The sequence below is a fragment of the Thermococcus sibiricus MM 739 genome, from assembly GCF_000022545.1.
Taxonomy (GTDB): domain Archaea; phylum Methanobacteriota_B; class Thermococci; order Thermococcales; family Thermococcaceae; genus Thermococcus_A; species Thermococcus_A sibiricus.
The window spans coordinates 164878-176035 of sequence record NC_012883.1 but is presented as its reverse complement, the minus strand read 5'-3'; the positions used below and the strand labels follow the sequence as shown (position 1 = coordinate 176035).

13 protein-coding genes are annotated in these 11158 nt (G+C 38.4%); 4 read left to right on the top strand and 9 right to left on the bottom strand.

Going from position 1 to position 11158, the window contains the following annotated elements; genetic code table 11:
* Nucleotides 1–6 precede the first annotated feature (6 nt).
* The 5 genes from TSIB_RS00865 to cysS all read right to left on the bottom strand — a co-directional run bounded on the left by TSIB_RS00865 (nt 7) and on the right by cysS (nt 5012).
* Nucleotides 7–978: a metal ABC transporter solute-binding protein, Zn/Mn family gene (locus tag TSIB_RS00865; RefSeq protein ID WP_012766207.1), complete on the bottom strand. Its 972-nt coding sequence runs from the start codon at nt 976–978 to the stop codon at nt 7–9.
* Nucleotides 979–1141: 163 nt separating this feature from the next.
* Nucleotides 1142–1471 (bottom strand): hypothetical protein, encoded by a 330-nt coding sequence (locus TSIB_RS00860; protein ID WP_012766206.1) that lies wholly within the window; start codon nt 1469–1471, stop codon nt 1142–1144.
* On the bottom strand, nt 1446–2093 hold the full coding sequence (locus TSIB_RS00855) for a phosphoribosyltransferase (RefSeq protein WP_012766205.1): 648 nt from the start codon (nt 2091–2093) through the stop codon (nt 1446–1448). The genes TSIB_RS00860 and TSIB_RS00855 overlap by 26 nt, the downstream gene beginning before the upstream one ends.
* A gap of 77 nt (nt 2094–2170) precedes the next feature.
* A complete protein-coding gene (locus TSIB_RS00850; protein WP_012766204.1) occupies nt 2171–3514 on the bottom strand; it encodes a M20/M25/M40 family metallo-hydrolase in 1344 nt (447 codons plus the stop codon).
* Between the two features lie 73 nt (nt 3515–3587).
* On the bottom strand, nt 3588–5012 hold the full coding sequence (cysS, locus tag TSIB_RS00845) for a cysteine--tRNA ligase (protein WP_048160131.1): 1425 nt from the start codon (nt 5010–5012) through the stop codon (nt 3588–3590).
* A gap of 130 nt (nt 5013–5142) precedes the next feature.
* Between cysS and TSIB_RS00840 the strand changes: the two genes are divergently transcribed.
* Together TSIB_RS00840 and mrtA are read left to right on the top strand one after the other, a co-directional pair.
* Entirely contained in the window at nt 5143–6015 is an 873-nt protein-coding gene (locus TSIB_RS00840) for a peptidylprolyl isomerase (RefSeq protein ID WP_048160130.1), read from the top strand.
* Nucleotides 6016–6046: 31 nt separating this feature from the next.
* Nucleotides 6047–6643, top strand: coding sequence for a CPBP family archaeomyxosortase MrtA (mrtA, locus tag TSIB_RS00835; RefSeq protein ID WP_012766201.1), 597 nt, complete (start codon nt 6047–6049; stop codon nt 6641–6643).
* Here the strand turns inward: mrtA and TSIB_RS00830 are convergent.
* Complete coding sequence (locus TSIB_RS00830; protein WP_012766200.1) at nt 6630–7301, bottom strand: DUF4097 family beta strand repeat-containing protein; 672 nt, start codon at nt 7299–7301, stop codon at nt 6630–6632. The two genes, mrtA and TSIB_RS00830, sit on opposite strands and share 14 nt — an antisense overlap.
* A 204-nt stretch (nt 7302–7505) precedes the next feature.
* Between TSIB_RS00830 and TSIB_RS00825 the strand changes: the two genes are divergently transcribed.
* Both TSIB_RS00825 and TSIB_RS00820 read left to right on the top strand, forming a co-directional pair.
* Nucleotides 7506–7970 carry an L-2-amino-thiazoline-4-carboxylic acid hydrolase gene (locus TSIB_RS00825; protein ID WP_012766199.1) on the top strand — a complete coding sequence of 155 codons (465 nt, stop codon included), beginning with the start codon at nt 7506–7508 and terminating at the stop codon, nt 7968–7970.
* 131 nt (nt 7971–8101) lie between these two features.
* A complete protein-coding gene (locus TSIB_RS00820) occupies nt 8102–9964 on the top strand; it encodes a prolyl oligopeptidase family serine peptidase (protein ID WP_048160129.1) in 1863 nt (620 codons plus the stop codon).
* On the opposite strand, the gene TSIB_RS10525 is transcribed toward TSIB_RS00820, so the two are convergent.
* Genes TSIB_RS10525 through TSIB_RS10515 form a run of 3 tightly spaced genes read right to left on the bottom strand, consistent with a single transcriptional unit; the run spans nt 9954 to nt 11146 of the window.
* Entirely contained in the window at nt 9954–10232 is a 279-nt protein-coding gene (locus TSIB_RS10525; RefSeq protein WP_228359816.1) for a hypothetical protein, read from the bottom strand. The two genes, TSIB_RS00820 and TSIB_RS10525, sit on opposite strands and share 11 nt — an antisense overlap.
* A gap of 45 nt (nt 10233–10277) precedes the next feature.
* Nucleotides 10278–10922: an outer membrane protein assembly factor BamB family protein gene (locus tag TSIB_RS10520; RefSeq protein ID WP_012766196.1), complete on the bottom strand. Its 645-nt coding sequence runs from the start codon at nt 10920–10922 to the stop codon at nt 10278–10280.
* On the bottom strand, nt 10910–11146 hold the full coding sequence (locus tag TSIB_RS10515) for a hypothetical protein (protein ID WP_228359815.1): 237 nt from the start codon (nt 11144–11146) through the stop codon (nt 10910–10912). Before TSIB_RS10515 ends, TSIB_RS10520 begins: the two co-directional genes overlap by 13 nt.
* Nucleotides 11147–11158 lie beyond the last annotated feature (12 nt).

The window sequence follows — 11158 nt, the reverse complement described above, 5'->3', positions numbered from 1 at the left end:
CTTTTTTCATTTCTTTATTATTACCCCAAATGCAGTTCCAAGGGTCACCCCCACTATAAAGACCAATATGATGTAAGTTGTGTTTAAACTTTGTTGTGAAGGAACTTCCTGGGGAATATAAGTCCTAAAAGCTGAAACTATATTTGCTGAATTCTGGATAAGAACTTCTGTGTATTCTTTTTCACTCCATATTGTGGAAACCTCAATTGCTGGGACTCCAGTTTTTCTGGAAAGTTCAAGCGCAGCATTTTTCAATGATTCTGGTGAATCAACAGAGTAAACTATCACATCGACAGTTTTTGCCATTTCCAAAAGTTCATCAACACTTTTAGCTGGAATCTCCTCCTCAGGCTTTATTGAAGCAATAACCTCAATACCCATCCATTCCAATGCATATTGTTGAGAAGGGAGTTCAATTATGGCTTGTTTTTCACTTAAATTCATTTTTTGATACGCTAAAATAATTGTCTCAACTTTTGCCTTAAATAACGAGTACTGGGCATCAAAGATATTTTTCCCAGAATAACGTGTTTTTAGAGATTCTTTTGTTGTTTCAGCAATTGCAAGAGCATTATAGGGATCCAGCCAAATACCATGAGGATTGTACTTGTTATTGTACCACCTCTCGGGCAGATAACGGAAACCATGCCTCTGATAATCCTCTATTTCAAGAATCTTCCCTTTTAATACACCCTCCTTTTCAAGCTCCTCTATTTTCTCTTCGACGGGCAAGTGAGCAATTGTAAGTATAACATCTGCTTTTTGAATTTTTTCAATCTGCTCTGGTGTGAGCTGATACTGGTGTGGATCCACGCTTGGAGGAACAAGATATTCCACCTGAACACTTTCACCAAAAGCTTCTCTAACTATCTCTGCTATTGGTGCTATACTTGTAATTACTAGAGGTTTCTCTTGAGCAAGTGTGAAAGATAAAGGCGAGATTAAAAAGATTATTAGGATTAATCCCATCTTTCTCATTATTAGGTCACCCTAATAAAGTTGATATTATAGGTTTTAAAACCTTTTTAAAAGTGAAAGTTGAAAGTTAAAAATCTTTACATTACTCCTAAAGAGTCAAGCTTCAAAAGAAAAAATAAACTACCAAATATGCTAGAAGGATCAGCAAAGATGGATTTTACATTCAATCGTGGCCATTACTCTTTCCATTCTTTATGTACGGCTTTCCTATTGCTATACTGAAGCCTTTAAATGAATCATCCTTTCGATGGAACTCTATGGCTAATGGCAGGTTATTATCTTCATTTATCACTATCCTCACGATTCTAGCCCTTGAATGATCATTTAAGTAGTCTTCCTTCAGTTTATCATAGTTCTCTAGAGTTTCATTTATTACATCTTCATGCATACCGTAAATTTCCTTGGAATAGTTGCTGTGCCCCTTTATTGATTTTATCATATCCTCCTTATCCAAAGGTACCACAACCTTAGGCTTTGCGCCAAGATTGCCCATCCGATTTAAATATCTTTCTCATCTGGGCAAATTTTAATGCTTCCTCCAATTTATCTTTAGGAACCTCCATCCCATGGAGCTCTTTAAACAATTCTATTATTTCATCCGAAGTAAGAGATTCTTTTTCTTCAAAGAGATTGTTTACAAGGTTTATCATATCCTCAACGAAGTTCCAAGGGAAGACTATCCAGGCCCAGTCAATTTCCTCTCCAAAGTAATCTGGCCTGAATTTTGAGGTCTTTATTACCAACAGAGCAGCCACTTTAATTTCAGCTGGATTTTTGCTCTCAATATAGTTCTTTGCTAGAGTAAGGCTCTCTCCAGTGTCGGCTATATCATCCACTATTAAAACTTTCTTGCCTTCAAAGTCATATTGAGTACCATATTTCAACCTTGCTTTCCCATCTGGAGTTGCTGTAACTCCCCAGTGTTCCACTTTAATACTCACAAGCTCTTTAATGCCAAGATAGTCACAGTATAGCCTTGCTGCTACCCAGCCTCCTCTTGCAAGCCCAACAACAACATCTGGGATCCAGTTCTCTTTAAGAATCTTTATTGAACCTTCTTTTGCCCACCTTTCTATATCGTCCCAAGAAGCCAAGTATGCTGGAAACTTTTTCATGATTTCCCTTACTGACGTTAGTAGGGAAGTAATATTTAAGCTTTTCTCACGGGAAGAAAAGAAAAAGAAAACTAAAATTAACCCTTAATAAGTCTCAATGCAACCTCTTTGTATACATCAGGCAACACTTTAAGGGATTCAATGTCCACATATTCATTAGGCCCATGAATATTCCCGCCTTTGGGCCCAAAATCTATCGCCTTGACTCCATAAGGTGTGAAAAATCTTGAATCAGCCGCTCCAGGCCCTTCTACAGGCTCCGCTTTCTGGTCAAACCCCTCGAGTATTTTTAGCATTGTTGTCACTATTCCCTCATCTGGAGGTGTAAAAAGATAACCAGCTTTTTCATTACTTCTAATCGTGATTTCTGCATTAGGAATGTTGAATCTGATAATCTCTTTCAAAGTCGTTTCAATAGCCTCCTGAGAATAACTCATCGCCCTTATATCCAACCTTAGAACGTGTTTATTCCCCTGATAAGAATATAAGTTAGGCGTTATGGAGACACCATAATCACTGTACTTTTCAGTCTTTATTGGGGCCCTCACAAGAGGTATTATAGCTTTCAAAAGCCTTGTCAATCCAAGATCTACCTCAATCTCTTCCCCATCACCCACTTCAAGATATTTAAGGGTCACTTCACTCGGTACAATGTTCCCCTTTAAGAATTTGCCTTCGAGAGAGACAACTGCAACATTGCTATTCCTTAGGAAATGGGAAACAGCTATCATTGGATGAGTGTCGACCCCCGGAAGGAAATAAGCAGCATGCCTCGTTTCAACTATAGGAGTGTTTATTCTAAACTTTTGTTCCTTTAAAGTCCCTTTAAGTTTAACTTTTTCTGAAGGCATCCTTATTGTAACTCCAAAGCCTTTTCTTCTTCGAATAATTGGTTTCATGCCAACCCCATCGGCGTTTATCATATATTCGGGCATTTTACCCTCATCTCTAAGTTTCTCCGCAATGTGCATGGCTAAGACCCCACCTATTTCTTCATCCCCCGTAACTGCAAAGAGAACTTTTCCCTCAAGATCCATCTTCGATAATTCCTTAATAGCCAGCATTACTGAGGCAACATTTCCCTTATCATCGGCACTTCCTCTCCCATATGCCTTATTGCCCTTTATCACTAATTTAAATGGCTCTGTATTCCATTCCTCCCTGTTTACGGGTACAACGTCAAAATGGGCCATAAAAAGGATTTTTGGTTTTCCCTCCCCTAGTTCACCGTAAACGGCATAGTATCCATCCTTCTCGATCAACTCAGTCTCAATGCCCCATGAAGAGAGGATGTCCATTACAAATTTGGGGCAGTCTTTAGAGGGCTTAATCCCTTTTGCTGGGTCGTTTACCGTCTCAAACTCCACAAGGTCTGAGAGAAGTTCCAATATTTTCATAGTCCTCACCATTAAGATTTTCATCGAAATGATATTTAAAAATTGCTAAAGTAAAAGCCTCTTTACAACCCCTCTTGAAAAGAAATTAAGAAAAGAGCTAAACATTTATTCTCTTCCAGATTGTCCCTTGTGGAGTGTCCTCAAGTTGAATACCAAGTTCCCTAAGCTGGGCCCTTATTTTATCCGCCAGTTCAAAGTTCTTTTGCTTCCTAAGTGCACTCCTCACTTCAATTAGGAGCTCTATAAGTTCCTCTTCTTTGGTTTCTTTCGCCTCTTTGAAGTATTCCTCAAAAATCCCAAAGACCTCACTTATTATTCTAAAGAATTCTAATGCTTTTCTAAGAACACTTTCCTTTGGTTTTTCGACCTTTGTAAGATATGCGTTTACAGCATTTGCAACTTCAAAGATGGGTTTCATGGCCTCAGCAGTGTTAAAATCATCATCCATGGCCTCATAGAGCTTCTTCTTAGCATCCCTTATTGTTTCATAGAGTTCAAATTCCTCTTTCTCCCATTTAAATGGAACCTCCACTTTTTCCATTGCTATTCTTATATTCTCAATCGTGTTATATAACCTCTCAAGGTTATTCTTTGCATGCTGTATCCCCTCTTCGGTATAATCAAGAGGTGAGCGATAGTGCTTCTGGAGAACAAAGAACCTTATGACCTCGGGAGAGTATCTTTGAAGAAGCTCTCTTATAGTAACAAAGTTTCCAAGGCTTTTGCTCATCTTTTCTCCACTAACCATCACAAAACCTGTGTGAAACCAGTATTTTACCCACTCTTTACCCGTGCATGCTTCTGTTTGGGCTATTTCATTCTCGTGATGTGGAAAGATCAGATCATTTCCACCGCCGTGAATATCAAAGCTTTCTCCAAGGTACTTTGTACTCATTGTGGAACATTCAATGTGCCATCCAGGCCTCCCTTCTCCCCAAGGGCTCTCCCATTTTGGCTCTCCTGGCTTGGCCTTCTTCCAGAGTGCAAAATCCTCAGGATTTTTCTTCCCTTCTCCTGGCTCAACACGTACTCCTTTTCTGAGGTCTTCAAGATTAACTTTGCTTAATTTTCCATATTTCTCATATTTTCTAACTTCAAAATAAACTCCATCACTACTTCCATACGCATAACCTTTTTCCTCAAGTTTTCTCACAAATTCAATTATATCCTGAATATGCTCCGTAACTCTCGGGTAAATATCGGCCGGTTTTACTTTTAAAGCTTTCATGTCCTCAAGAAAATATTTCAAGAATTTTTCAGCGAGTTCTTTTGGATCTTCGCCGGTTTCGTTTGCTCTTCTAATAATCTTATCGTCTATATCGGTAAAGTTCATCACCATCAACACAGTGTAACCTTTATGCTCTAAATATCTCCTGATAACGTCAAACGCTATGTAAGTTCTTGCATGGCCCAAATGAGTGTAATCATAAACCGTCGGCCCACAGACATACATCCTAATCTCATCATCTCTCAAAGGTTTAAACTCTTCTTTCTGCTTTGTCATAGTGTTATAAACTCTCACTTTTCCACCACCTAGAGAAAATTCTTCAAAGTTTTTATTAGATTATCGCTTTCGGCAAGTGCAAAGCTTAAAAACCCCCCTCCATAATCTAAACCAGTTTTTGAAAAAAGGAAAGATGGAGGTTATGGGTATGAAAGTGGCAAAGAAAGATGTAATAAAGCTTCACTACACCGGAAAGATCAAGGAGACTGGAGAGATATTTGATACAACTTATGATGATGTTGCAAAAGAGGCTGGTATTTACAATGAAAAAGGGATTTACGGGCCTGTCCCAATAGCAGTTGGAGCCGGACATGTTATAAAAGGTCTCGATGAGACTCTTGAAGGATTGGAAGTTGGAAAGAAATACACAATTGAAATCCCACCAGAAAAAGCCTTTGGAAAAAGGGACCCCAAGCTTATAAAGACCTTCACAATTGGTCAGTTTAGAAGGCAAGGTATTTACCCATTCCCTGGCCTTGATGTTGAAATAGAGACTGATAGCGGTAAGAAACTCAAAGGTAGGGTTATGAGCGTTTCAAGTGGCAGAGTTAGAGTGGATTTCAACCACCCATTCGCTGGAAAAACTGCCGTTTATGAAGTGGAGATCCTTGAAAAAATCGAAGATCCAATAGAGAAAGTAAAAGCTTTAATAGAACTCAGAATTCCAAGAATAGACTTTGAAAAGGTAGAAATTGAAGTGGGCGAGGAAGACGTCAAGGTTGAGTTTAAAGACCAGACAATCGACCCAAGAAACCTTGTACTAGGCGAAATCTTACTAGAAAGCGATCTCAAATTCTTAGGTTATGAAAAAATTGAATTCAAGCCCACAGTTGAAGAGCTCTTAAAGCCACCAGAGGCAAAAGTCGAAGAAGATGAAGAGAAAGCTGAAGAACCCAAACCCGAAGAAGGGGAGAAAGTGGAAGAAATAGCAGAAGAAGTTATATCAGAACCAGAAGAGAACAAGGAAACTGAGAATAGCATCGAAAAAACTGGGGAAGATAATGAAGAAAAAGAAGAGTAACCTCTCTTTATCCTTTATTTGGTGATTTCTTTTGAGAAAACTTCCGCTTCTTTATCTATTCGGAATTTTTCTTATAATATTAAACCGCTCTTTAGGAGGCAATATCTATGAATGGGCCCTTTATAATACTCTATTTTACATATTAGTACCTTTCACACTGGGCTTAACCTTAGGATTCAAACATGAAGACTTAGGATTCAAAATAGGCAAAAGGGATGGTTATATGTTGGCACTTGCACTTTTTCTACTAACACTTCCCATAAGTCTCTATGCCTCACAGCTTGAAAGTTTTAGGAGCTATTACCCACTATTTTCATATAATTCATGGAGAGAGTTTCTCTTCAAAGAGCTTTTCATTGGTGTTATCATGTTCGCACATGAAGCTTTTTACCGCGGAATTCTTCTCTTTCCTCTTGCCAAGAAAAATGAATGGCTGGGCATAATTGTTCAGAATATTCCTTATACCTTAGTCCATATTGGAAAACCTCCATTAGAAATACCCTACTCATTCATAGCTGGAATAGTTTTTGCAAAAATAGATTTAAAAAGTGAAAGCTTTCTACCAAGCTTTCTTCTCCACTGGATTGGTGCAATTGTATTTGATATTTTATGTGTTACAGCGCTTTAATAGATATATTGCCATTTACTGTTGAGATCTTCACGTTATATTTTCCTTCTCCAAGAACACCCTTAAATGATTTTGGCCCATGGAAAGGCGCTTTTGAAAGTTCTCCTGGAATTTCAGAGGCTATTTTCCCATTAACAGAGTGTGCATTAACTTCAATATCCGAATCCTTGGAGAGATAAACTTCAATACTTCCATTCACTGTTGAAATGACTAAATCCCCATTTATACTTGAAAGCATGGCCTTTATTGAGCCATTTACAGTTGAAATCTTCCCCGCAAATACATTCTCTGCTGTTATACTCCCGTTTACTGTTGCCACTTTTCCGACTTTTTCTATGTTTTTCAACGATATCGAGCCATTTACATTTCCGACTTTTCCAACCTCTACACTTTTAGGAACTAAAATATCAAAGTTAACTGCACTTTCTCCCATACTGACTCCAAAACTTTTTCCATGTTTTGCTTCAATTTTTAATATATTTCCTTCTTTTTTTACCTTTATTTTAGGCTCTGTTCCTAAAAGGCCCCATTTTTTCTCTGCTTTGAGTTTTATTGTATCTCCATCATATCCTTCAATTCTTATGCGGCCGTTCACATTTCCAAGTTTCAACTTTAAACTTTCTTCCACTTTATATTCTCTCTCAACAACTTCAATCATAATCACCACCTCAATTATATATAGTGTGGTCAAAGGAAAATAAAAATGTGGTCAAAATTGATCAATTATATTGAGTCACATCTCATGATCTATTTTCAAATATTATCGCCAACAAATAATAAACTTTCCTAGACACACAAAGATTTTTAGATTTGCAACATAAAACCTGTTTGTGAATAAATACACTTTAAGGAGGGATTAAAAATGAACGAAGAAAAGAGTAGTGTTCAAAAAATGGCCGAAATTATGGCCCTTCTCTTTTATCATATCTCAAAAGAAGTTATAGATACTTTCGGAGATGAGGGCGAAAGAGTTCTAAGAAAAGCTATCGAAAACTTTGGCTCAGAAAGGGGAGAGAATATCAGGAAAGAGGTTTTAAGCAGGGGTCTACCCCCAACAATGGAAAATCTTTCAAAATACTATGATATGCCACTTAAAGAAGCCTGGAAAGGCACCTCAAAAGTAGATGAAGTAACATATTACAGTGAAGTGAGCTTCTGCCCCTTTGCAAAAGTTTGGAAAGAAAAAGGTGCAGAAGAGATCGGTCTCATATATTGTGAACAAGATATCGCTCTGATGAAGGCCTACAACCCGAATATAAACTTCAAACGGCCTAAAAATGTATTAAAAGGCGATGAGATCTGTCTTTTTGATGTAAAGGTAGAATAACAGGAGTAAGCGGTTCAAAAGAGACCTTCCCAAGACCTTTTATCATTTTTAGAACTTGCAATAATATAATGTTAAAGCAAATGAGCGACACCCTTATTAACGTTAAGTCCATTATCTTAATGGTGATTCTTATGGAAGACCCCTACATCTGGATGGAAAATCTAACTGATGAAAGAGTGCTAAAATTTGTCAATGAAGAGAACACTCGTTTCAGAGAATTCATCGGAGAACTTCCAGACAGATTAATTGATAAAGTCAAAAAATACTACTATCTCCCAAACATTGTAGAGGCGCGCATAACAAAGAAGGGCACATTTGTAAAGGTCAATGAAGGTGGCAAGCAGATTATAAAGGTGCTTGAAACAAATGAAGTTATAATTACTTCAGAAACCCTAGAAAAAGAGCTTAAAGATGAAATTCTTCTCCAAAGTTTTACTGTAGATGAAGACGGAAAGAGGTTGGCTTACAACTTTTCAATAGGCGGTTCTGATGAAGGAATAACAAGGATAATTGATTTTGAGAACGGAAAAATAGTTGAAGAAATAAAGCCCTCACTTTGGAATATAACTTTCCTCGAAGATGGCTACTACTTCGCCCGTTTTTACAGAAAAGAAAAAACTCCTGATGGCATTGATGCCCCTGCAGAGAGAATTTTCCTCAAAAAGGGCAAAGAAGAAAAAATGGTTTTTGGAGAAGGCCTTGGTTCAGGGTATTTCATGTCAATTCAAAAAACCAAAGATAAAAAACATGCATTGGTTACCCTCTCCTTCGGGTGGAATAAAAACGATATATACTTTGGCCCACTCTCAGAGCCTGAAAAATGGAAAAAAGTATATTCAAGCGAAGTTCCAGCCCATCCAATCGAGTATGTAAACGAAAAACTCTATATATATACAAGAGAAGGCAGAGGGCTTGGAAAAGTTATTGCTCTTGAAAATGGGGAGACTAGAGAGATTATCCCGGAAGGAGAATTCCCATTAGAATGGGTCATAATAGTAAAAGACAAGATCCTAGCTGCCTATTTAGTTCATGCATCTTCATTGTTAAAGGTATTTACCCTAGACGGAGAACTTATTGAAGAGATAAAATTCGACATGCCGGGCCAGGTTTACCCCCTTGACAACAATGGAAAAACGGCAATTCTAAGATATGAAAGCTTCACGATCCCTTACAGATTATATAAGTTCGATGACAATCTAGAACTCATTGACGAGGTCAAAATTGAATGGCATTTTACAGTCAATGAAGACTTCGCAACCTCAAAAGACGGAACGAAAATCCACTACTTCATTGTGAGAGGAGAAAAGGAAGAAAAGAAAGCGTGGGTCTTCGGATATGGTGGCTTCAATATTTCTCTAAAACCCAGATTCTTCCCGCATGTAATCCCATTCATAGAAATGGGTGGAACCTTTGCAATGGCAAACCTTAGAGGAGGAAGTGAATACGGCGAAGAATGGCACAAAGCCGGAATGAGAGAAAATAAGCAGAACGTGTTTGATGATTTCATAGCGGTTCTTGAAAAGCTTAAAGAAGAGGATTACAAAGTCGCGGCATGGGGAAGGAGCAACGGAGGGCTTTTAGTTTCAACTGTCTTAGTTCAAAGACCTGATGTAATGGATGCTGCTTTAATAGGCTACCCCGTCATAGACATGCTGCGCTTCCACAAGCTTTACATTGGCAGCGTTTGGGTACCAGAATACGGTAATCCAGATGACCCAAGGGATAGGGAGTTCTTGCTCAAATATTCTCCATACCATAACATCGATCCAACCAAAAAATACCCGCCAACACTGATTTACACAGGTTTACATGACGATAGAGTTCATCCGGGCCATGCACTTAAGTTCGCAAAGAGGCTCAGAGATATGGGTGCACCGGTTTACCTAAGGGTGGAAACAAAAAGCGGCCACATGGGAGCTTCACCTGAAACCCGGATTAGAGAATTAGCAGATATGCTTTCTTTTGTTGTTAAGACGCTGGAGGTTAAAGTTTAGAGTCTAAGGCGTTTTTAATCTCTTCATACTTTTTTCTCGCTTCTTCCCTATTCCTTTGCTGTTCTCTTTTGTTTACCCATATTGCAGCAATACCCACGGCAATTGTCAGCAGAACTCTATAGAAAAGACCATTGTTAAAGGGAATAGGATCATCTTCGTCTATAATGCCGTCTTTGTCATGATCAAAGAGGGGATTTATTGCTAAGCTCACTCCAGAACTCCCGTAGGCTATAAGCTTTTCGTCCTCAGAAATCGCGATTCTACCCAATACAATTCCCACTTCTGGATATCGAGGATAGTAGCGAGTGTTATCTCAGAGCACTTTTCCCGACCAATCGAGTATATGCAGTGCGCCATCATACACTAGGATATAATTTTGAGAGATCGCAAAATCCATTATGCGAGAGAAATTCTTCGTCCAGAGTAAGCTTCCATTTTCACTATAAACTCTCAAGTAAGAAGCTTCTTTCGAATAAAAAGTTACAACGAGTTTTTCATCATCCGTAAGCTCTACAGAACCAACAGCACCTTTCCACGGTTCAATGGTTCTTATGATATTTCCGTCTCTGGAGAAGATATAGATTTTGCTTTTCTCAGCAACAGCAACAGTTTTTCCGTTTGTAGCGACTTTTTCGCCAAAATCCAATCCCCAAAGCTCATTTCCACCTATGTCAAAAACCTTAACGACGCTACCATTCCTTACATAGCTTCTTGCCACAATTAAATCGCCGGCTGTACTTAGAGAAGTTACATTGAACTCCTTTCTCCAGAGCTCAGAACCCGTGGGAGAGTATACTATAAGATAAAACGGAGAGAAAGTAAAAGTAGACTCATCAAGCCACTTAATATTATAGATCCCAAGGGCTATAACATCTTTTGAGATATCAAATGTCCCAAAACCACCATAAGGTAGTAACGTTACGTTTCTGACTATCTTTCCATCCCTTATAAAAAGCAAGCTCCCATTTTCGGGGTTTTTGATATTCCCTGATACGTCACCTTAACAACGAGGGTGTCATTTTGAAACCCTATTCCATCTACATCCCATTCAAGGCCGAGATCAAGTCTGTATATTCTATCTAGCAGAGGATCTCTTTTGGAAGTTTCCTCCCAGTAGTTCAATGTCCAGAATATTAGAAAGATAAACAGAATGTTCAGCAAAATCCGTACCTTTTTACTCACCTTACTTCCCTT